20 protein-coding genes and 1 tRNA gene are annotated in these 19,480 nt (G+C 63.7%); 11 read left to right on the top strand and 10 right to left on the bottom strand.

Annotated elements, in window-relative coordinates:
- The first annotated feature begins 51 nt into the window (after nt 1-51).
- A complete protein-coding gene (gene rpsA, locus J2Z31_RS12155; protein ID WP_209602131.1) occupies nt 52-1,758 on the top strand; it encodes a 30S ribosomal protein S1 in 1,707 nt (568 codons plus the stop codon).
- Nucleotides 1,759-2,086: 328 nt separating this feature from the next.
- On the opposite strand, the gene J2Z31_RS12150 is transcribed toward rpsA, so the two are convergent.
- On the bottom strand, nt 2,087-3,658 hold the full coding sequence (locus tag J2Z31_RS12150; protein WP_209602130.1) for a hypothetical protein: 1,572 nt from the start codon (nt 3,656-3,658) through the stop codon (nt 2,087-2,089).
- A gap of 398 nt (nt 3,659-4,056) precedes the next feature.
- Between J2Z31_RS12150 and J2Z31_RS12145 the strand changes: the two genes are divergently transcribed.
- On the top strand, nt 4,057-4,389 hold the full coding sequence (locus J2Z31_RS12145) for a DUF6665 family protein (RefSeq protein WP_209602129.1): 333 nt from the start codon (nt 4,057-4,059) through the stop codon (nt 4,387-4,389).
- Between the two features lie 96 nt (nt 4,390-4,485).
- On the opposite strand, the gene J2Z31_RS12140 is transcribed toward J2Z31_RS12145, so the two are convergent.
- Entirely contained in the window at nt 4,486-4,917 is a 432-nt protein-coding gene (locus J2Z31_RS12140; protein ID WP_209602128.1) for a BA14K family protein, read from the bottom strand.
- A gap of 318 nt (nt 4,918-5,235) precedes the next feature.
- On the opposite strand from J2Z31_RS12140, the gene J2Z31_RS12135 reads away from it, so the two are divergent.
- Nucleotides 5,236-5,320, top strand: a tRNA-Leu gene (locus J2Z31_RS12135).
- A 144-nt stretch (nt 5,321-5,464) separates the two neighbouring features.
- Here J2Z31_RS12135 and J2Z31_RS12130 read toward each other — a convergent pair.
- Together J2Z31_RS12130 and J2Z31_RS12125 are read right to left on the bottom strand one after the other, a co-directional pair.
- On the bottom strand, nt 5,465-6,496 hold the full coding sequence (locus J2Z31_RS12130; protein ID WP_209602127.1) for a hydroxyacid dehydrogenase: 1,032 nt from the start codon (nt 6,494-6,496) through the stop codon (nt 5,465-5,467).
- Nucleotides 6,497-6,595: 99 nt separating this feature from the next.
- Complete coding sequence (locus J2Z31_RS12125; RefSeq protein ID WP_209602126.1) at nt 6,596-6,925, bottom strand: hypothetical protein; 330 nt, start codon at nt 6,923-6,925, stop codon at nt 6,596-6,598.
- 114 nt (nt 6,926-7,039) lie between these two features.
- Between J2Z31_RS12125 and J2Z31_RS12120 the strand changes: the two genes are divergently transcribed.
- The gene (locus tag J2Z31_RS12120) at nt 7,040-7,666 is read left to right on the top strand and encodes a ribonuclease D (protein ID WP_209602125.1); all 627 of its coding nucleotides are present in this window, start codon (nt 7,040-7,042) and stop codon (nt 7,664-7,666) included.
- 151 nt (nt 7,667-7,817) lie between these two features.
- Here J2Z31_RS12120 and J2Z31_RS12115 read toward each other — a convergent pair whose 3' ends face one another.
- A complete protein-coding gene (locus tag J2Z31_RS12115) occupies nt 7,818-8,099 on the bottom strand; it encodes a SelT/SelW/SelH family protein (RefSeq protein WP_209602308.1) in 282 nt (93 codons plus the stop codon).
- A 180-nt stretch (nt 8,100-8,279) separates the two neighbouring features.
- On the opposite strand from J2Z31_RS12115, the gene J2Z31_RS12110 reads away from it, so the two are divergent.
- Together J2Z31_RS12110 and J2Z31_RS12105 are read left to right on the top strand one after the other, a co-directional pair.
- Nucleotides 8,280-8,735, top strand: a complete 456-nt coding sequence (locus J2Z31_RS12110) for a DoxX family protein (protein WP_209602124.1) — start codon at nt 8,280-8,282, stop codon at nt 8,733-8,735.
- 105 nt (nt 8,736-8,840) lie between these two features.
- Nucleotides 8,841-9,329, top strand: coding sequence for a GFA family protein (locus J2Z31_RS12105; protein WP_209602123.1), 489 nt, complete (start codon nt 8,841-8,843; stop codon nt 9,327-9,329).
- 207 nt (nt 9,330-9,536) lie between these two features.
- On the opposite strand, the gene lepA is transcribed toward J2Z31_RS12105, so the two are convergent.
- Both lepA and J2Z31_RS12095 read right to left on the bottom strand, forming a co-directional pair.
- A complete protein-coding gene (gene lepA / locus J2Z31_RS12100; RefSeq protein ID WP_209602122.1) occupies nt 9,537-11,363 on the bottom strand; it encodes a translation elongation factor 4 in 1,827 nt (608 codons plus the stop codon).
- Between the two features lie 59 nt (nt 11,364-11,422).
- The gene (locus tag J2Z31_RS12095) at nt 11,423-12,688 is read right to left on the bottom strand and encodes an MFS transporter (RefSeq protein WP_209602121.1); all 1,266 of its coding nucleotides are present in this window, start codon (nt 12,686-12,688) and stop codon (nt 11,423-11,425) included.
- A 131-nt stretch (nt 12,689-12,819) separates the two neighbouring features.
- Between J2Z31_RS12095 and J2Z31_RS12090 the strand changes: the two genes are divergently transcribed.
- The 4 genes from J2Z31_RS12090 to J2Z31_RS12075 all read left to right on the top strand — a co-directional run bounded on the left by J2Z31_RS12090 (nt 12,820) and on the right by J2Z31_RS12075 (nt 15,653).
- On the top strand, nt 12,820-13,398 hold the full coding sequence (locus J2Z31_RS12090; RefSeq protein WP_209602307.1) for a helix-turn-helix domain-containing protein: 579 nt from the start codon (nt 12,820-12,822) through the stop codon (nt 13,396-13,398).
- Nucleotides 13,399-13,401: 3 nt separating this feature from the next.
- The gene (locus J2Z31_RS12085) at nt 13,402-13,929 is read left to right on the top strand and encodes a GNAT family N-acetyltransferase (RefSeq protein ID WP_209602120.1); all 528 of its coding nucleotides are present in this window, start codon (nt 13,402-13,404) and stop codon (nt 13,927-13,929) included.
- Between the two features lie 241 nt (nt 13,930-14,170).
- Nucleotides 14,171-15,196, top strand: a complete 1,026-nt coding sequence (locus J2Z31_RS12080) for a histone deacetylase family protein (protein WP_209602119.1) — start codon at nt 14,171-14,173, stop codon at nt 15,194-15,196.
- Nucleotides 15,197-15,302: 106 nt separating this feature from the next.
- A complete protein-coding gene (locus tag J2Z31_RS12075; RefSeq protein ID WP_209602118.1) occupies nt 15,303-15,653 on the top strand; it encodes an antibiotic biosynthesis monooxygenase family protein in 351 nt (116 codons plus the stop codon).
- Nucleotides 15,654-15,657: 4 nt separating this feature from the next.
- Here J2Z31_RS12075 and J2Z31_RS12070 read toward each other — a convergent pair whose 3' ends face one another.
- Nucleotides 15,658-16,296 (bottom strand): exopolysaccharide biosynthesis protein, encoded by a 639-nt coding sequence (locus tag J2Z31_RS12070; RefSeq protein WP_209602117.1) that lies wholly within the window; start codon nt 16,294-16,296, stop codon nt 15,658-15,660.
- A 312-nt stretch (nt 16,297-16,608) separates the two neighbouring features.
- Between J2Z31_RS12070 and J2Z31_RS12065 the strand changes: the two genes are divergently transcribed.
- Nucleotides 16,609-17,274 carry an OmpA family protein gene (locus tag J2Z31_RS12065; protein WP_209602116.1) on the top strand — a complete coding sequence of 222 codons (666 nt, stop codon included), beginning with the start codon at nt 16,609-16,611 and terminating at the stop codon, nt 17,272-17,274.
- Nucleotides 17,275-17,331: 57 nt separating this feature from the next.
- On the opposite strand, the gene J2Z31_RS12060 is transcribed toward J2Z31_RS12065, so the two are convergent.
- Together J2Z31_RS12060 and epmA are read right to left on the bottom strand one after the other, a co-directional pair.
- Nucleotides 17,332-18,387, bottom strand: a complete 1,056-nt coding sequence (locus tag J2Z31_RS12060; RefSeq protein ID WP_209602115.1) for a lysine-2,3-aminomutase-like protein — start codon at nt 18,385-18,387, stop codon at nt 17,332-17,334.
- Nucleotides 18,384-19,436 carry an EF-P lysine aminoacylase EpmA gene (gene epmA, locus J2Z31_RS12055; RefSeq protein WP_209602114.1) on the bottom strand — a complete coding sequence of 351 codons (1,053 nt, stop codon included), beginning with the start codon at nt 19,434-19,436 and terminating at the stop codon, nt 18,384-18,386. Before epmA ends, J2Z31_RS12060 begins: the two co-directional genes overlap by 4 nt.
- Nucleotides 19,437-19,480 lie beyond the last annotated feature (44 nt).

Raw genomic sequence — 19,480 nt, 5'->3', positions numbered from 1 at the left:
CGCTAGCCCCCGGCGCATATGCGTCTCGCTCGAGATGCAGCAGGAGATTATATGTCTGCAATCAACCCTACCCGTGATGATTTCGCCGCTCTTCTGGAAGAGTCCTTCGCCAAGACGGACCTCGCCGAAGGCTATGTCGCCAAGGGCGTCGTCACGGCGATCGAAAAGGACGTCGCCATCGTCGACGTCGGCCTGAAGGTCGAAGGCCGCGTGCCGCTGAAGGAATTCGGCGCCAAGGCCAAGGACGGCTCGCTCAAGGTCGGCGACGAAGTCGAAGTCTATGTCGAGCGCATCGAAAACGCGCTCGGCGAAGCCGTTCTGTCGCGCGAGAAGGCTCGCCGCGAAGAAAGCTGGCAGCGCCTGGAAGTGAAGTTCGAAGCCGGCGAGCGCGTCGAAGGCATCATCTTCAACCAGGTCAAGGGCGGCTTCACCGTCGATCTCGACGGAGCCGTCGCCTTCCTGCCGCGTTCGCAGGTCGACATCCGTCCGATCCGCGACGTGACCCCGCTGATGCACAACCCGCAGCCCTTCGAAATCCTGAAGATGGACAAGCGCCGCGGCAACATCGTCGTATCGCGCCGCACGGTTCTCGAAGAGTCGCGCGCCGAGCAGCGTTCTGAAATCGTTCAGAACCTCGAGGAAGGCCAGGTTGTCGAAGGCGTCGTCAAGAACATCACCGACTACGGTGCGTTCGTCGACCTCGGCGGCATCGACGGTCTGCTGCACGTCACCGACATGGCATGGCGTCGCGTCAACCATCCGTCGGAGATCCTGAGCATCGGCCAGCAGGTCAAGGTTCAGATCATCCGCATCAACCAGGAAACCCACCGCATCTCGCTCGGCATGAAGCAGCTCGAGTCCGATCCGTGGGATGGCATCGGCGCAAAGTATCCGGTCGGCAAGAAGATCACCGGTACGGTCACGAACATCACCGACTACGGTGCCTTCGTGGAGCTGGAGCCGGGCATCGAAGGCCTGATCCACATCTCGGAAATGTCCTGGACCAAGAAGAACGTCCACCCCGGCAAGATCCTGTCCACCAGCCAGGAAGTCGACGTGGTCGTTCTCGAAGTCGACCCGACCAAGCGCCGCATCTCGCTCGGCCTCAAGCAGACGCTCGAGAATCCGTGGCAGGCATTCGCGCACAGCCATCCGGCCGGCACCGAAGTCGAAGGCGAAGTCAAGAACAAGACCGAGTTCGGCCTGTTCATCGGCCTCGATGGCGATGTCGACGGCATGGTCCACCTGTCCGACCTCGACTGGAACCGTCCCGGCGAGCAGGTCATCGAGGAATACAACAAGGGCGATGTCGTCCGTGCTGTCGTTCTCGATGTGGACGTCGAGAAGGAGCGTATCTCGCTCGGCATCAAGCAGCTCGGCCGTGACGCGGTCGGTGAAGCTGCCGCTTCCGGCGAACTGCGCAAGAATGCCGTGGTCTCGGCCGAAGTCATCGGCGTCAACGATGGCGGCATCGAAGTGAAGCTCGTCAATCACGAGGACATCACGGCGTTCATCCGCCGCGCCGACCTGTCGCGCGACCGCGACGAACAGCGTCCGGAGCGTTTCTCGGTCGGCCAGACCGTCGACGCCCGCGTCACCAACTTCTCCAAGAAGGACCGCAAGATCCAGCTGTCGATCAAGGCTCTGGAGATCGCGGAAGAGAAGGAAGCCGTCGCTCAGTTCGGTTCGTCCGACTCGGGTGCCTCGCTCGGCGACATCCTGGGTGCAGCCCTCAAGAACCGTCAGAGCAACGAGTAATCCTCGTCGCACTGAACGCAATCGAGCCCGCGGAGAGCGATCTCCGCGGGCTTTTCCGTGCTTCGCAATCTCGTCGCGCGCTTCAAGGCTGGAAGAAACTTGCGGTCCGCGCTCCGCCACGGAGACGGCGAACCGTCGCCTCTCGGGCCCGGGCGCTCGGCAACAAATTCGCCCGCGCCTTCGCCAGCAAGAATGCGGCGGTGCCGCCGGCGAGTGGCAAGAATTCTAACGCCTTGAGGGGCGCTCGCCAGTGACCCTCAAGCGGGGCTAACTTCTCCCGCAAGCGACCGGCATGCGGGGAGTGGCTATTCTGGGTTCGTAAGGGGCCTCAGAGATCTCCGAACTTCCTGTAGAGCTCATAGGGGTCGGAGGAGTCGGGTCCTTCGTCCGATTCGCTGCGCGACTCTTGCTCCTCCTTGCCGTCCTCCGGCCCTGCTTCGGCCTCCTTGTCATCGTCGTCTTTCGGCTGTCCGTCGCTCTCGCCGTGGCTGTCGTCGCTATCTTCCGCTTCCGTTTCGGCAGGCGGATAGGGGAGGAGAGCGAGGGGGATCTCCCTCGGAAGCCCGACTTCGACGAGAAGCGCGAGTGCCTGCTGCATGGCCGGGTCCTCGCCCGCCTGCGGCGAGCGCGCCTGCCAGGGAGTGCCGCCGGGCATCGGTGCCTCCGGCAGTTCCGCAGCGGCAAGAGCGGAGGAAGCCTCGTGCCGGGCCGATATGTTTCTCTGACGCACGGCGAACTCGCCCGCCTGTTCCGGTGCGGGAGGCTCCGACCGGCTCACAGGCACTGCATTGTCGACATGCTCCATGGCTTGCGGCCGTCCGCCCGATTTTGCCGCAGCGATGAAACCGGCATCCGTCAGCAGCTTGACCGCATCCACGATCGCGCGTGCCGGGGAAGCCGCTTCGCCGCGCATCGCGCCCGACCGTAACGGTGGCGGGGTGCTTTCCTCCCTGCCGCGCGGAGGTCCGTAGGTTCCGTCGCCATTGAGTTCGTCGCCGGAGCCAGCGTCGCCTTGCGACGGAGTTTCGGCTTCGTCGAGAATTTGACCCTGTTTTGGTGCCTCCGCCTGTCTTGGCACGCGAGGAGTGAATGCGTCGCCGCATGCGGGTGTGCGCGGAGTCGAATGTTCTGGCGAATGAGGAAGGTCGGCAGCCTTCGGCAATAGCCGGTCGGCAGCCTCTGCTTCCTCCGCATGTTGCTCGGCGGGGCCGGGCGGAAAGCCCGTCGGTGCCTGATTGCGCATGTCGCCCGGCCGAGTGCGGCCTTCGCCTGGATTCGACGCCTTCGCGGCGTCGCCCGGCGGTGTCGCATCAGGTTCTGCTTGAGGTTCGGCCTGGGTCGTTTCTTCAAAGGTCCGCGCAGCCCGTGCGGTTTCCTCACCGGCACCGAAGGTCTTCTTGAGCATTGCTTGCAGCAGCGCGACGTCGCCGGATGCCGACGTCTGTGCGGCAGAGCTTTGCGGCGTCGCTGGGGCCTGCAACGGTAGACTGCGGATGACCGGATGGCCAGCAGGTTGCGGTGAAGCGCCCATCGCCTGTTGCGTCGCCCGGATGGGAGGTTCGATGCGCAGCGCCGGCCTGTGCCCACCAAGCTCTCGCGCGACCGCCTGGCGCTCGTGTGCCGGCAGCAGTTCGAGCACCTGGAGCAGGCGGGCGACGTCTCGCTCGGCCCGGTGCGGCAGGACCGGCGATCTCAGGAGCCGCGAAAGATCTTCGATCATACGCATCAGGGCATCGCTGGAAAGAATCTCGCGGCCGGAAAAGTGACGGCCGAGCGCATCGAGAATTTTCTGGATCGCCTCTGTGCGCTGGCTGAGGGGCGCCGGCGACCGACGGATGTTCGGGACGGCGTCTTCGCTTGGGTTGCCAGCGTTCCTGATCGCGACAATGGGCATCAGCATCCTGGTCTCCAATGCGCCGCACTCGCCTGCCGGGCTGCGCTCGTCATTTCCTGCTGTCGGAGGGGCGCCTCATGCGCAGTGCGGCCGATCGCCTGATCCGCCGCAGCTGTCGTCGGCACGGGATCACGGCATGTCGCCCAAGAGTGGGCAGCGGTCGTCGGTAACGACACGCAGGAACACAAGAGCCTGGACTGGTCGCACGGATGCGTATTAGCCGCGACGCACTCAGGCATGATTGCAAAGGATAGGATCCATATGTTTATGAAGTCTTAACCATATGCCTGCTGCTGAAAGAATCTGCCCACCTTGCACAAGAGTACTTCGGGGTTCATCCTGTGATGGTCTCGGAGCCGAGGCTTAAAGCGCCTCAATCAAAGCGCGCCTTGATGGAGCCGCCCATGACCTTCCGTCCGCCGCAATCGCTGCGGCGCTTCGATCTCGCCGCAAAGGGCGTGAATGTCCTCGAATACGAGTTGATGGCGGAGCGCGCCGACGCGTTGGGTCGCCACGGTCTCAAGGTCGAGAAGGCGATCGCTGCCCTCAACGCCTTCGACCGCGGTTGCGGCGAGCCGGCGGAGCGTCAGCGGCTTCTCGACGAGGCGGCCGATGTTGTCTGGGCGTTTTTGATCCAGCGCGAAATCTGCGGCCTGCGGGACAGCCGCGATGCGGTGCGCCGCTACGGCATTCCGAAGGAAGTCATGGCGCGCTTGGGGATTGTCAGGAAACGATAACCCTCCGTTCCGCGTGAGGGACTCTCCCCGCATCGCAGCTGCAGAAAGCAAGAAGGCCCGGCGCAAGTCGCCGCCGCGCCTCGTTCGCGTCATCCCTTACCAGCCCCGTTGGATGTAGAAGCCAAAATGGCCCGGCCGGTAATATCGATGACCGTAATAGTCGCTTCTGTAGGGGTAATACCCCCCGTAGTGCCGGTAGGGATAATAGCCGGGGCCATAATGGCGGGGCCCGTAATAGTAGCGGTTCCCGTAAAAATGGCGCCTTGGGAAATAACCAAGGCTAGGTCCGAAATAGATGCTGATCCCGGAGCGGCGATAGCGATGTCCATACCGCGGATAATAGCCGTGCCCCCAGCCGTTGTAATAGCCTCGGCGCCAGCCGCGATGGTTCGCAGACTGGATGTCGCCGGGTCCCTTGATCTCTATGTCGAGCGCCGGACGCGGCATGGCCTGAACAGGCGCCACAGGGGGAATCATGGAGGCGGCCGCCAGTGCGCAGCTCAGAACGAAATTGCGAAATCCCGTCATCTTGTCCTCACTTTCCGAGAGTCGTGCTTTCCGGTTCTGTCCCCTCTGAAGTGCTTGTTTTCACAGGTTTAGGCCTGACGACCGGGCGCGCGTCTGCGTCGCCGGATTTCCGCGCCGGTCACCTTTGCAAGCATGCGCCTGTTGCGCGGCGATGTCACTGAGTTTCTTGCCCTATCGCTGCCTTGGGAGAGTGCGTCGAGTGGTGGAGCGGTGGCGTGCCGCAGCCGGGACAATCGCCGTGCTTTTTCTCCTCAAGGCACGAAAACTTCGAAATGCCTGTTGACACTTTAGGCCGCGCCTTTTACATGCCGGTCCGTCGCCCAGATGGCGGAATTGGTAGACGCGCAGGTTTCAGGTACCTGTGCCGCGAGGCGTGGAGGTTCGAGTCCTCTTCTGGGCACCATTTCCCTTTTCAGATCGTCAACGATCATGATCACGCAAAGGCCCGGATCTCCGGGTTTTTTTGCGTTTATGGGCGTCGCCACAACCTGCTCTGCGCTTGCGCGATTGCCGCGTAGCAGTGCGTCCGCCTATTGCCTGAGGGCCGTCAGTTGATGGTGACCGGCCGCGATCGCATCCGCTTGACCGTTTCGCGCTCTGCCCGCTTGCAGCGCATCGGCGGCAGGTCGCGATCCATCAATTCCATGTCTTCAAGCACCATGTCGCCCATCCTCTTGAAGGCGACGTCGAGAGCGCCGGCTCGGTGCGCCGAGCGCAGGAAACCCGGAAGGCGGCGGACCGGATGATCGAGCGGCAGCGGCTCCTCTGGAAAGACGTCGCTCGCGGCCAGGATATGGCCGCGCTCGACCGCCGCGACGAGCGCATCGAAATCGACGACGCCGGCGCGACTCAGGAGGATGAAGGCAGCCCCGGGGCGCATCTTGGAGAAGGCATTGGCGCCGAGAAAGCCCTCGTTCTCGCTCGTCACCGTGGCAACCACGAAGACGAAGTCGCTTTGCGTGAGCACGTTATCGAGCGAAGTCGGCTCGACCCCGTTCTGGCGAAGCATGGAAGCGGGTAGCCAGGGATCATAGGCGCGGATCCTGGCGCGGAAGCCGGAGAGCACGCGGTTCAAGGCACGTCCGAGATCGCCGAAGCCGATGATGCCGATCTCGGACCCGGAAAGGAGCCTGGCATTGCGGTTGCCCTCGCCGCCCCAGAGTTCGCGGCCGTCGCGGAATGCGACATCGGCATCGACGATGCCGCGGGCAAGATTGAGCGCCATAGCAAGGCCCATTTCCGCTACCGGCTCCGCAAAGACCTGGCCGGTCGTGACCACATGGATCCCACGCCGGAACAGCACCTCGTAGGGCATATTGTTCAGGAGATTGCTTTCGACGTTGAGAATTGCGCGTAATTGCGGCATTCGGGCGAGCGCTTGCTCGTCCAGCGGCGGCTGGCCGATGACGTAGCGGGCCTCGGCGAGCGCTTCGTCGCCGACGCCGGCAACGTTGGCTGGATCGGCCTCGACGAGGCGGTAGCGTGAATGCAGGCTCTCGAGAGCCTCTGGCGTGAAGATCAGATCGAGCGTACGGGGTTCGGGCGCGCTGATGACCAGTGGCCGCTTCGTCTCGGTCATGGTGTCCTCCCTGTCCGCACTTAGTCCGCACTTTGTCCGCACCGGCGGGAACCGCCATCTAAGCAGGAGCGGGCGATGCTTGCCAAGGCGGCTCCGCTTTCAATAGTTGAGGCCACGCTTCTGCCGCTCGAGCGACGGCGGCAGTCGGCCGCTCTGGAAGACCGGGCCGTCGCCCTTGCGGCAGCGATAGATGGTCTCGTAACGCGACCTGCCGCTCGAGGGCTCGAACGGTCCGTAGCGATCGACGAAAACCTGTTCGCAGACGAGATTGTCACTCTGCTCGAGCCGGTCCGGCGGCTGCACGCCGGGAAGATCGCGAAAGGCCTGCGCGAGCCGCAGCGCCGTTCCGTCCGCCAGTGCGGCTTGGGACGACAGGCCAAGAAGCAGGGCCGCGAGAGGAAGCGTCGATTGCGAACGAAACCAGGTCATGCTTGCGGACTTTTCGGGCAGGGCGGCGATTGGGCGCCGGCGCGAGCGGGAGGTATCGCCGCCGCCCAACTTGCGCTATAGGCCTGCGACGTTGAAGAGGTTTGGGGATTTTCGATGGCAAATACAATAAGGTTCCACGAAGGCGACATTTCCGCGGCGGATGCCGCCCGCTACACGGGCGCCGTCGCCATCGACACGGAAACTCTGGGCCTCGTTCCCCGCCGCGACCGGCTATGCGTGGTGCAGCTTTCGTCGGGCGACGGCAGCGCCGATGTGATCCGCATCGCCGCGGGTCAGAAGGAAGCGCCGAACCTTGTGACGATGCTCGTCGATCCGATGCGCCAGAAAATTTTCCATTTCGGCCGCTTCGACATCGCCGTGCTGTTCCATACCTTCGGTGTCACTGCGGCGCCCGTCTTCTGCACCAAGATCGCCTCGAGGCTCACCCGCACCTACACGGACCGGCACGGCCTCAAGGACAATCTCAAGGAGTTGCTCGACATCGACATTTCCAAGCAGCAGCAGTCCTCCGACTGGGCAGCCGAAATCCTGTCGCCGGCGCAGCTCGAATATGCGGCCTCCGACGTGCTCCATCTGCATGCACTACGCGACAAGCTGACTGAACGCCTGCTGCGAGACGGCCGGATGGAGCATGCCGAAGCCTGTTTTGCCTTCCTCCCGACACGTGCCAAGCTCGACCTGCTCGGCTGGGAAGAGACCGACATTTTTGCCCATAGCTGAGGGCATGATCCACGGGGCTTGGCTCTTTGTGCCTCTGCTCGGTCATCCTCGGGTCACGCCTGGCTTGACCCGAGGATCCAATCAACAGCCCAGGCAGGGTTGATAAAAGCCAACGGCGAAGAGCCGGCGAGAGTGCCGAAGTCAAGGGACCTCAACTCCTGTCGACGTGCCCGAGATCGCGTTCGGGCTCGATCACGTCGCGGATCCGCTGCTTCAATTCCTTCGGGCCGGGGAAACCGCCGTCGCGCTTGCGCTCCCAGACCAGTCTGTCATCGACGTGGATCTCGAAATTGCCGCCGGTGCCGGGGATCAGCGCCACTTCTCCGAGCGCGTCGGCAAAGGTCGAGAGCAGCTCCTGCGCCATCCAGCCAGCGCGCAGCAGCCAGTTGCACTGGGTACAATAGAGGATGGTGACGCGCGGCTTGGCATTCATCGGAAAAGGTCCCGGTTTTTCGGCCACCATAGCCTCGCGGTCGGGCGTGAACAACGGTGTTCCGCCCGGCGCCTCACATAATTGTCATCTCAGGTTGTCATCATTTTACCGGGCGCCCCTTGTATTTCGATGGGGCCGCGGCGAGAGACTTGTACATAGCAACACTCTGCGAGAGGGATCATGACCGATACAATTCATATCAACAGCCGCCCGCGGGCGATCGTGCCGGTGCTTGAAAGGATTTACCTGCCACTCGACACCTTTGCCGAAACGCTGCTGCGTGTTGTGGCAGGTGTACTGTTGGTCACGCACGGTTACGGCAAGATCCTCGATCCGTTTGGCACCGTCGGTATGGTGGAGGGGCTCGGCTTCTATCCGGGTGTCTTCTGGTCGCCGTTGCTTGCCGCCACCGAATTCTTCGGCGGCATCTTCATCGCCGTCGGCCTCCTGACGCGGCCCGCGGCCTTTGCGGCCACGATCGTCCTGCTCGTTACGGTCTATTTCCATGGCATCGTCCAGGGTGAGGGCCTCGGCGGCGCCGAAAAATCGGTCCTCTGGGCGGCAGTCACCTTCTTCTTCGCGATCCGCGGCGCCAACGGCCAATCCATCGACGCCAAGCTCGGCCGGCAGTTCTGATGCTTCCGGTGTCGGTAGGGTCTCGCGTCGGCCGTGTGCCGGCTCCCTGCCGCTCTTGAAAGCCCGCGCCGCCCGTGGTCTTCTCTCGGTTACCGGAGGTGGACCATGCATGAACCGATCGAAGGTGGCTGCTTCTGCGGCCACATCCGCTATCGGCTGAAGCGTCGGCCGATGTTCGTCCATTGCTGCCATTGTACCGACTGCCAGCGCCAGCTCGGCAGCGCATTCGTGATCAACGGCATCGTTGAGGCGGAGAATATCGAACTTCGCCAGGGCGACCCCGTGATGGTGACGCTTTCGACCGACAGCGGCCGCCCGCATGACGTCTACCGCTGCGCCGACTGCCAGTCGCCGCTCTGGAGCGATTATGGCCGGCGCAAGTGGCTCTCCTTCCTGCGGCTGGCGACGCTCGACCGGCCGTCGGAATTCGCACCCGACGTGCACATCTACACCCGCTCGAAACTCGATTGGGTGCCACTTCCGGCCGGCGCGCGGGTCTTCGAAGCCTATTACGATGTCAAGGCGGAATGGCCGAGGGAGAGCCTGGAGCGGCTCGAAGCAGCGCGGGCGAAGGCAGCGCAGTCTCCGTCGTGACGGCGAACGAACGCGACAAGATGATGCCGGGCGAGTAGCCGCTGTGGTTGTTGATGCGCCGACCTCTCCTTTGCCCCTGAACATGCCGCAGCCGGTTCTGGCCGGCCGCGGCACCGGTCATGAAAGAGATACATGGTCAGCGCCCCCAAGCTATGACATTTCGCGTGGCGGGCTTGGTCATGTAGTGGCGATGGCGACGTAAATCACTCACTCGTCGCCCATCTTCAGCGCCGCAATAAACGCCTCCTGCGGGATTTCCACCTTGCCGAACTGGCGCATCCGCTTCTTGCCTTCCTTCTGCTTTTCCAGAAGCTTGCGCTTGCGGGTGGCGTCGCCGCCGTAACACTTCGCGGTCACGTCCTTGCGCAGGGCACGCACCGTCTCGCGGGCGATGATGCGGCCGCCGATCGCGGCCTGGATCGGGATCTGGAACATGTGCTGCGGGATCAAGTCCTTCAGCTTCTCGCACATGGCGCGGCCGCGCTTTTCCGCCGCCGAGCGGTGCACCAGCATCGACAGCGCGTCGACCGGCTCGGCATTGACGAGGATCGACATCTTGACGAGGTCGCTCTCGCGATAGTCGGAGAGGTGGTAATCGAAGGAGGCATAGCCCTTGGAGATCGACTTCAGCCGGTCGTAGAAATCGAAAACCACTTCATTGAGCGGCAGGTCGTAGGTCAGCATCGCGCGGTTGCCGACATAGGTGAGCTCCGTCTGGATGCCGCGCCGGTCCTGGCAGAGCTTGAGGATGCCGCCGAGATATTCGTCCGGCGTCATGATCGTTGCGCGGATCCACGGCTCGCGGAATTCGGCGATCTTGACGACGTCCGGCATGTCGGCCGGGTTGTGCAGTTCCTTCTCGGTGCCGTCGGTCATCGTCAGCTGATAGACCACCGAAGGGGCGGTCGCGATCAGGTCGAGGTCGAATTCCCGCGACAGCCGTTCCTGGATGATTTCGAGATGCAGGAGCCCAAGAAAGCCGCAGCGGAAGCCGAAGCCGAGTGCTGCGGAAGATTCCATCTCGAAGGAGAACGAGGCGTCATTGAGGCGCAGCTTGCCCATGGCGCTGCGCAGCTCCTCGAAGTCGGCCGCATCGACCGGGAAAAGGCCGCAGAAGACCACCGGCTGGGCCGGCTTGAAGCCGGGGAGGGCTTCCGTCGTCGGCCGCTTGTCGTCGGTGATCGTGTCGCCGACGCGGGTGTCGGCCACTTCCTTGATGGAGGCGGTAATAAAGCCGATCTCGCCCGGTCCGAGCGAATCCATCGACACCATCTTTGGCGTCAGCACGCCGACGCGCTCGATCGTGTACTTGGCGCCGGTGCCCATCATGCGGATGGTCTGGCCCTTGGTCAGGACGCCGTCGATGATGCGCACCAGAACCATGACGCCGAGATAGGTGTCGTACCAGCTGTCGACGAGCAGCGCTTTCAGAGGCGCCTTTTCTCCGCCGGGGCTCTTCGGCGCCGGCAGCTTGTGCACGATCGCCTCGAGCACGTCGGGAATCCCGAGCCCGGTCTTCGCCGATATCAGCACCGCGTCGGAGGCGTCGATGCCGATCACCTCTTCGATCTGTTCCTTGATCCTTTCCGGCTCCGCGGCCGGCAGGTCGATCTTGTTGAGCACGGTCACGAGTTCGTGGTTGTTGTCGATCGCCTGATAGACGTTTGCGAGCGTCTGGGCCTCCACGCCCTGGCTGGCGTCGACGACGAGCAGTGAGCCCTCGCAGGCAGATAGGGAGCGCGAGACCTCGTAAGCGAAGTCGACATGGCCGGGCGTGTCGATGAGGTTCAGCACGTAGGTGTCGCCGTCATTCGCCTTGTAGTGCAGCCGCACCGTCTGCGCCTTGATGGTGATGCCGCGCTCGCGCTCGATGTCCATGCTGTCCAGGACCTGCTCGGACATCTCACGTTCGGCAAGGCCGCCTGTCAGCTGGATCAGCCGGTCGGCGAGCGTCGATTTGCCGTGGTCGATGTGGGCCACGATCGAGAAGTTGCGGATGTGCGACAGGGGCGTCTTGGAAGATGGTGTGCTCATGGCGCCGCATATAGCAGCGCGATCAGGCGGCGCAAAGCGGGAAATGAAGGCTTCGTTCACTATAAATCCCGGTGTGGCGCGGCCATTCCGCCTCCGGCTTCGGCCTCGGCGAAGGCCCGTGCATTCGGCACCTGCGCGCTCCTGATTTCGAAGGTCTCGCAGAGCTGCGGGGGCACCCGCTCGCGCATGCGCAGGCGGAACAGCACGAAGACTGCGTAGACGACAGCCACCACGTTCGTCGCGTGGATGAACAGATGCACGCCGAAGACGGGCGTCAGCATGGTCACGAGCATCGGCACGACCGTCGCCGCCGCCGACCAGGCCACCAGCATGGTGCTGGCAAGCGGCACGAAATCTTCGGGATCCGTGCGGTCGTTGGCGTGGGCATTGGCGATCGAATAAACGGTTTCTACCGCGCCGGCAAAGATCGCAAAGACGAATATCAGCAGGAGAAAACTGCCGAAGGAGACGACAAGTGCCGCAAGGCCCGCCGCGACGATGAGTGCGCAGGTGGCGACGAGCACGAGGCGACGATCGATGCGGTCGGAAAGCGCCCCCATCGGGTACTGAATGAGGATCAGCCCGAACTGCATGACGAACATCAGCGTCGCAACACTCTCCTGGCTTACCGCATTGGCGGCGGCATAGATCGGCGTGAAGCCCTGGACCAGCATCGACAGCCCGCCGGAAGCGAGCACGCCGATGAAGGCGACCGGGGAATTGCGCCAGGCCATGGCGATGTCGATGCTGGCCTTGGCAGGAGCGGGGGGCGTCGGCAGGCGGGTGAGCCCGATCGGCAGGATCGCGATCGCCGTGAAGAAGATCGTCACGATCGGCGCGATATTGCCCTCGACGGGGACCTGGCCGAAAAGCCAGGCGCCGGCCCCGAGCCCTATCACATAGGCCATGTAGAAGAGCGCCATGGCCTTGCCGCGCCAGTGATTGTCGCTTGCATGGTTGAGCCAGCTCTGGGTGATGATGAAGTTGGTATTGGCGGCAGCGCCGTAAAGCGCGCGGGCGAAGACCCAGAGGAACGGGTTGACGCCAAGGCTGATCAGGACCGCGGCGAGGATGACGAGCGCCATCGAACAGGAGAAAGCCCGCGCATGGCCGACGCGGCGAATGAGCGGGCCTGCCACAACGCAGCCGACGAGACCGCCGAACGCGATTGCCGTTACCGCCGCGCCGGCGACCCAGTCCGGGGCCGCCGAGCGCGTCAGCACGAAGGGGACATAGGCGAGCATCATCCCATTGCCGATCGCAACGGCCGTCATCGAGGCGACGATGCTGGCAATCGACCAGAGCGACGAAGGGTCCCTTTGCATGCGCCTGTCCTCCTGCGGCCACGGGCACACCCTAGCGCGGGCGGGGGCGTCGCATTGTCGCTTGAGCGGCATAGGCGGAATTTATTTTGCGCCGGCTTGACTCCACTATAAGAGAAATGCAATCTCGGATAATGGAGCAGGCCGCGGTTTCCCTTGAACGAACGATCGGTGAGCGGGTGCGCGAACTGCGCATCGAGCAGGCGCTGACGCTGGACGACTTGGCCGCGCGCTCCGGCGTGAGCCGCGCCATGATCTCGCGCGTCGAGCGCGGCGAGGCCAGTCCGACGGCCCAATTGCTCGCCAAGCTCTGCAGCGCGCTCGGCACGACGCTCTCGGCGCTCTTCGCCTCGACGAGCGAGAACGCCTCGCCGATTGCGCGACGCGCGGAGCAGCGGCTGTGGCGCGACCCGGAAAGCGGTTATGTGCGGCGATCGGTTTCGCCGGAAGGCCTCGGTTCGTCGGTCGACATCGTCGAGGTCGAATTTCCGCCGCGCGCCCGCGTCGTCTTCGAGCGCCAGCCGGCCGACCGCGGCATCACCCAGCATCTCTGGCTCTTCTCCGGACGATTGGAACTGACGATCGAGAGCGGGCCGCAGGTGCTCGAGGCGGGCGACTGCCTCTTCATGGGGCTCGAAGAAGCCCATGTCTTTCACAATCCCTATGACGAACCGGCGCATTACGCCGTCATCCTCTGCCGCACCAAGGTGTAACCTATGCCTGACGTAACCATCCGCGTCCTTACCGAAGAAGAAGCGCGCGCAGCGCTGCCGGCGCTCGCCGAAGTGCTTGCCGATTGCGTCGAGGGCGGAGCATCCGTCGGCTTCATGCAACCTTTTGCGCCTCAGGATGCGCGACCCTTCTGGGAAGGCGTTGCGGCAGCGGTTGACCGAAGCGAGATTGTTCTGATCGTCGCCGAAGTGGACGGGCGCGCGGTTGGCACGGTCCAGCTCGGCCTCGCGACGATGCCGAACCAGCCGCATCGCGCCGATATCAAGAAGTTGCTGGTGCATCGACAGGCGCGCGGCCTCGGCCTAGCGCGCCGGCTGATGGAGCAAGCGGAGGCCGAAGCGGTGAAAAGGGGACGGCGTGTGTTGGTGCTCGATACCGCCACCGGCGAGCCAGCCGAGGCCATCTACGAGCGCTTTGGCTGGTTACGGGCGGGCGTCGTTCCCGATTATGCGCTGATGCCGGACGGCCGCTATTGTGCGACGACGTTCTTCTATAAGCATCTGTCGGCTTAGTGCCCTCATTCGCTGCCGCGACCTTCTCCCCGTTTGACGGGGAGAAGGTCGGCTAGCCGCACGCCTTTCAGTCCGTCCTTGGGGCTTGGCGCGGACGGTGCCGCGTGTCCCTTCTCCCCGCCTTCGGGGAGAAGGTCGCGGCAGCGGGATGAGGGCTTCACCAGCCACTCGAGACGATTCCACGTTGTCGAATCGTGAAGTAGTGTCGCTACGAATTTCCACAAATCAGGACCCCCCAAAAATGCGCGTTTTCTATTCCCAAGACCACAAGCTCAGAGACGCCCGCACCGAGCTGCATGGCGGCGAACTCGTTCCGCCCTTTGAGGCGCCGTTTCGGGCCGAGTGGATCCTTGCGGCAGTCCAGGATGCCGGCTTTTCCGATATCGTCGCGCCCGTCCGCCATGGCATGGAAACGGCACTGAAACTCCATTCGGCGGACTATCTCGAATTCCTCGAGACCGCCTGGGACCGCTGGGTGGCTGACGGATATCGGGGAGAGGCGATTCCGGCCTGCTTCCCGGCGCGACGAATGCGCCAGCATCCGCCGAGGGATATCGACGGTGCGCTCGGCTATTATGCCTTCGCCGCCGAAACGGCGATCACAGAAGGCACCTTCGCCGCCGCGCGCGCCGCGATGGATTGCGCGATCTCGGCGGCGGAGCATGTCGCAGCCGGCAATCCTGCCGCCTTCGCGCTTTGCCGTCCGCCCGGCCATCATGCCGCGATCGACCTCTTCGGCGGCTATTCCTTCATCAACAACGCAGCCTGCGCGGCCCAGCGCCTGCGCGATCTTGGCGCGGCGAAGGTCGCCGTCCTCGACGTCGACTTCCACCACGGCAATGGCACGCAGGATATCTTCTACGAACGCGGCGACGTTTTTTTCGCCTCGCTGCACGGCGACCCCGTCGATGCCTTCCCGCATTTCCTCGGTTTCGCCGATGAGGAGGGGACAGGCGCCGGGCTTGGCTCGACGAAGAATTACCCCCTGCCGCGCGGCACGACCTTCGAGACCTGGAGCGCGGCGATGGACGACGCACTCTCACGCATCGCCCGCTTCGGCGCGGAAGCCCTCGTTCTCTCGCTCGGCGTCGACACCTTCGAGCGCGATCCGATCAGCTTCTTCAAGCTGAAGTCGGAGGATTATCTCCGCATGGGCCAAGGCTTGGAGGAGACGGGCCTGCCGATCGTCGTGTGTATGGAGGGCGGCTATGGCGTGCCGGAGATTGGCCCGAACGTCGCCAATGTGCTCAAGGGCATCGCCCGCTGATTTTTTTCTCCGATCGGCTGTTGACCTCAACCATAGTTGAGGTCGTACCAATGATCCCGCTTGTGAGGCCGCCATGGCGGCGGTTGGGTTTTCAGAGGAGAAGTCTATGAGTGGGATTGAGCAGCCCGTGTTGCAGCCCCTGTACCGTGTCAACAAATTCGCTGTGCCGCCGGACGCGCGAGACGAGTTCCTCGACCTCGTGGCGAAGACCTTTGCTGTCGTCCGAGGCCAGGACGGTTATGTACGCGACTGGATCCTGGAACAGAACTCCGGTCCAGGCGTGTTCAACTTCGTCACGATGATCGAGTTTGCGAGCGAGGAGGTCGCGCCTCGGGTCGCCGCGGCTCTCGCTCGACTGGACGGGGAACTGCGCCTCGACCGAGAAGCGATGATGGGGCGGCTCAATATCCGTACCGATTTCGGCAGCTACAAGCGCCTCGATTCGCTTTTGGCCTGACGCCTCAGGAGATGAAGAAGGTCGAAAGTCCCTGGCCGGCCGCAAATGCAGCATAGGCAAGAATGGTGAAATAGATCGTGGTCGCGACGAGAAAGAGATAGCCCGCGGCCACCATCAGCCCATCGCGCTGGATGATGCCGAGCGACAGGAGCAGGATGGCGATCGCCGGCAGCGTATTCGACAACGGGATCAGCCCGAGCGGAAACATCAGCAGTACGCCACCAGCCATGATCATCAGACCGTTGAAGCGATTCATCAACGCGCCCTGCGTCAGCCCATGCAGGCGGGGCCGCACGAAGCGGTCGAGCTTCGAGACGAGTTCCGCTCCTTTCCTGAGTGTCGGCACGAGCTTCTCTGTCTCGATCTGCCGGTCGAGAATGCGCCGGGGCAACCAGGGGAGACGGTTCAACGTGATCGCCAGGGAGATGAGAATGATAGCTGCACCGAATACGGTGCTCACCCCGGGTATCGATACCGGGATCAGGAACGGTAGCGTCAGCAGCGCGCAAAGAAGCAGGAAGCCCTGCTCTCCGATTTGAACCATCAGCTGGCGCAGGGTGATCGTGTCGCCGCGGATCGAAGCGATCATGCCGGTGAGCGTGCCACTGAGACTGCGTTCCGTATCGCCGAACTCGATCGTCATGTCTGCCCCTTCTCCATTCGCGCTGGTCCGCCTGCAACTTCCGCCAATGCAAGGAGCGCCGCGTCTCGACTTACCTTCAGTAATCTATCCTGGTGCCGAATGCGACTCCGCTCTCCGCACCAGACGGAGCCGCGCGTCCTAATGAGAACCGCAGTCAAGGGCGGTTAGCCGTCGCTCTGGACAGCAATGTGGCGAAAGCGGCGCCGTGCAGCCATCTCTCGGTCCGCCCCTGTGGAAAGCGACCGCTGCTTCATCTTCCTGCCGCAATCCATGGTATGAAGCAGCCCAGCACCAATGGGGACCCGTGATTCGATGATCAAGAAATGCGCCATTCTGGCTGTTGCCGCCATCTATCTTTCCGGATGCACAACCACCGATCCCTACACGGGAGAACAGAAGATGTCGAACACGGCCGGTGGCGCGCTGATCGGCGCAGGCCTTGGCGCGGCGACCGGTCTGCTGGTCGGCGGCAGCGCCGCCGGCCGCCGTGACGCCGCGCTCGTCGGCGCCGGTATCGGCGCGCTCGGCGGCGGCCTCATCGGCAACTACATGGACCAGCAGGAAGCGGAGCTGCGCGCCCAGCTGCAGGGCACCGGCGTCTCGGTGACGCGCGCCGGCGACCGCATCATCCTCAACATGCCGTCCAACATCACCTTCGCGACCGATCGCGACCAGGTGATCCCGGACTTCTACTCGACGCTCGATTCGGTCGCGATCGTGCTGCGCAAGTTCAACAAGACTCTGATCGATGTCGATGGTCATACCGATTCGACCGGGAGTGCTTCCTACAACCAGGGCCTCTCCGAACGCCGAGCCGCCTCGGTCGCCAACTATCTCGCCGGCCGCGGCATCGACCAGCGGCGCATCTCGACCATGGGCTACGGCATGGAGCGACCGGTCGCATCGAACGCCAGCGAGGCGGGCCGCGCCCAGAACCGCCGCGTCGAAATCTCGATTGCGCCGATCAAGCAGGGTTGATTCATTCGCTGCATCGACAGCTGAGATGGGTCGTCGGCATGCCGGCGGCCCTTGTTCTTATTGCCCTTTCGGCGGGTAGGAATGCGCATTGCCGCGGAAATCGGTGATCGTGTAGCAGCCCCCGCCCTCGGCCGAAATCGCACTGGCACTGATGACCGCCTTGCCGTGGCCGCCAGGGATGTCGAGAATATAGGTCGGCTGGCAAAGGCCGGAAATGCGGCCGCGAAGGGAGGCGGCGAGCGTCTGGCCCTCCTCGATCGAAAGGCGAAAATGGCTGGTGCCGGGGGCGAGGTCCGGATGATGCAGGTAATAGGGCTTGATCCGCGCTTCGACAAAGGCGCGCATCAACTCCGCAAGTACCTCCGGATCGTCGTTGACGCCCCTGAGCAGCACCGATTGGCTGACCATGACGATGCCGGCGTCGATCAGCCGCGCCGTCGCGGCGCGTGCTTCGGCCGTCAACTCCCGCGGGTGGTTGGCGTGGAGCGCGACATAGGTCGTCTTGCCGCTCGCCTTCAGCGCCGCGACGAGATCCGCATCGATCCGCTCCGGTTCGACGACCGGCACGCGCGTGTGGAAGCGCACGACCTTCACGTGGTCGATGGCCTGGAGCCGTTCCAGGATTTCGCCGAGGCGCCGGGGCGATAGCACGAGCGGATCGCCGCCGGTGAGGATCACTTCCCAGATTTCGGAATGCGTTTCGATATAGGCGATGGCCGCGTCGAGTTCGGCCGTTGTCAGCGTGCCGAGCCCTTGCGGCCCCACCATCTCACGGCGGAAGCAGAAACGGCAATAGACGGGGCAGACATGCACGGCTTTCAGCAGCACGCGATCCGGGTAGCGGTGGACGATGCCCGCAACCGGGCTATGACTGCCGTCGCCGATCGGGTCGGCCCGCTCTTCCGGGGTAAGCGTCAGTTCGGCAGGATCGGGCACGAACTGCCTTGCGATCGGATCGTCCGGATAGCCGCGGTCGATGAGGTTTGCGACCGCCGGAGTGATCGCTACCGCATAACGGGAGGCGACGTGGGAGATCGCTTCCTCCGCTGCGGCGTCGATGAGCCCTGCATCCGCGAGCTCGCGCGCTGTCCTGATCGGGCGGCCTTTGCTCATGCGCCAGCCTCCCCGACCGGTGCCCAGAGCACCTGATCGATGCGCGATGCCCCGGTCGCCAGCATCGCCAGACGATCGAATCCGAGCGCGATGCCGCTTGCTTCCGGCATGATCGCGAGTGCTGCAAGAAAGTCCTCGTCAAGCGGGTAAGTCTCTCCATACACCCGTGCCTTCTCGGCCATCTCCTGCTGGAAGCGGCGGCGCTGTTCGGCGGCATCGGTCAGCTCGCCGAAGGCGTTCGCCAGCTCGACCCCGCAGGCGTAAAGCTCGAAACGCTCGGCGACCCGCTTGTCGTATGCTGTCGGCCTTGCCAAGGCAGCTTCCGCGACCGGATATTCGTCAAGGATGGTCGGCCGGCCGAGGCCGAGCTCAGGTTCGATCTTTTCGACGAGCACGCGGCTGAAAAGATCCGCCCAGGTGTCGTCCTCGGCCACGCGTAAGCCCGCACAGCGCATGGCTGCGGCCAGCCGGGCCCGATCGGTCGAGCCGTCCCTGGCTATGGATGCAAGCAGGTCGATGCCGGCATGGCGCTCGAAGGCTTCGGCCAGCGAAAGCCGCTCCGGTTCGAGGGCCGGACTGCATTCACGGCCCTGATAGCCGAGGGTGCGTGTGCCCGCCGTCTCGGCGGCGAGCGCGAGAATCTCGGCGCAGTCGCCCATCAGCGTCTCGTAACCCTCTCCGGCACGATACCATTCGAGCATGGTGAATTCGGGGTGGTGCAGTGGCCCACGCTCGCGGTTGCGGTAGACATGCGCAAAGCAGGCGATGCGCTTCTCGCCGGCCGCGAGCAGTTTCTTACAAGCGAATTCCGGCGATGTGTGCAGATAGAGCCGCTGGGCCGAGCCATCATGACCGATCGCCTCGGTTGCGAAGGCATGCAGATGCGCTTCATTGCCGGGTGACACCTGCAGCGCCGCCGTGTCGACCTCGATGAAATCGCGCTCTTCGAAAAAGCGGCGCAGCGCCGCCTGTATGCGGTTGCGCCCGATCAGGAAAGGGCGCCGATCGGCATGGACATCCGGAGTCCACCAGGGAGAAGCATGCGGCATGATCGGTTCGATCCAAGCATTCTTGCGGGCGAGATGCCGGCTTA

Source organism: Sinorhizobium kostiense, from assembly GCF_017874595.1.
Taxonomy (GTDB): Bacteria; Pseudomonadota; Alphaproteobacteria; order Rhizobiales; family Rhizobiaceae; genus Sinorhizobium; species Sinorhizobium kostiense.
Note: the sequence above shows the minus strand (reverse complement) of the source record. Positions and strands in the feature narration are given on the sequence as shown.

Bases quoted from the DNA above. Each gene is read 5' to 3' on its own strand.
- J2Z31_RS12085 (WP_209602120.1), top strand. From the start codon at position 13,402: ATGCCTGACGTAACCATCCGCGTCCTTACCGAAGAAGAAGCGCGCGCA.
- J2Z31_RS12075 (WP_209602118.1), top strand. From the start codon at position 15,303: ATGAGTGGGATTGAGCAGCCCGTGTTGCAGCCCCTGTACCGTGTCAAC.
- J2Z31_RS12125 (WP_209602126.1), bottom strand. From the start codon at position 6,925: ATGACCTGGTTTCGTTCGCAATCGACGCTTCCTCTCGCGGCCCTGCTT.
- lepA (WP_209602122.1), bottom strand. From the start codon at position 11,363: ATGAGCACACCATCTTCCAAGACGCCCCTGTCGCACATCCGCAACTTC.
- J2Z31_RS12080 (WP_209602119.1), top strand. From the start codon at position 14,171: ATGCGCGTTTTCTATTCCCAAGACCACAAGCTCAGAGACGCCCGCACC.
- J2Z31_RS12115 (WP_209602308.1), bottom strand. From the start codon at position 8,099: ATGAATGCCAAGCCGCGCGTCACCATCCTCTATTGTACCCAGTGCAAC.
- J2Z31_RS12120 (WP_209602125.1), top strand. From the start codon at position 7,040: ATGGCAAATACAATAAGGTTCCACGAAGGCGACATTTCCGCGGCGGAT.
- J2Z31_RS12090 (WP_209602307.1), top strand. From the start codon at position 12,820: ATGGAGCAGGCCGCGGTTTCCCTTGAACGAACGATCGGTGAGCGGGTG.
- J2Z31_RS12060 (WP_209602115.1), bottom strand. From the start codon at position 18,387: ATGAGCAAAGGCCGCCCGATCAGGACAGCGCGCGAGCTCGCGGATGCA.
- J2Z31_RS12110 (WP_209602124.1), top strand. From the start codon at position 8,280: ATGACCGATACAATTCATATCAACAGCCGCCCGCGGGCGATCGTGCCG.
- J2Z31_RS12145 (WP_209602129.1), top strand. From the start codon at position 4,057: ATGACCTTCCGTCCGCCGCAATCGCTGCGGCGCTTCGATCTCGCCGCA.
- J2Z31_RS12065 (WP_209602116.1), top strand. From the start codon at position 16,609: ATGATCAAGAAATGCGCCATTCTGGCTGTTGCCGCCATCTATCTTTCC.
- J2Z31_RS12070 (WP_209602117.1), bottom strand. From the start codon at position 16,296: ATGACGATCGAGTTCGGCGATACGGAACGCAGTCTCAGTGGCACGCTC.
- J2Z31_RS12130 (WP_209602127.1), bottom strand. From the start codon at position 6,496: ATGACCGAGACGAAGCGGCCACTGGTCATCAGCGCGCCCGAACCCCGT.
- epmA (WP_209602114.1), bottom strand. From the start codon at position 19,436: ATGCCGCATGCTTCTCCCTGGTGGACTCCGGATGTCCATGCCGATCGG.
- J2Z31_RS12140 (WP_209602128.1), bottom strand. From the start codon at position 4,917: ATGACGGGATTTCGCAATTTCGTTCTGAGCTGCGCACTGGCGGCCGCC.
- rpsA (WP_209602131.1), top strand. From the start codon at position 52: ATGTCTGCAATCAACCCTACCCGTGATGATTTCGCCGCTCTTCTGGAA.
- J2Z31_RS12095 (WP_209602121.1), bottom strand. From the start codon at position 12,688: ATGCAAAGGGACCCTTCGTCGCTCTGGTCGATTGCCAGCATCGTCGCC.
- J2Z31_RS12150 (WP_209602130.1), bottom strand. From the start codon at position 3,658: ATGCTGATGCCCATTGTCGCGATCAGGAACGCTGGCAACCCAAGCGAA.
- J2Z31_RS12105 (WP_209602123.1), top strand. From the start codon at position 8,841: ATGCATGAACCGATCGAAGGTGGCTGCTTCTGCGGCCACATCCGCTAT.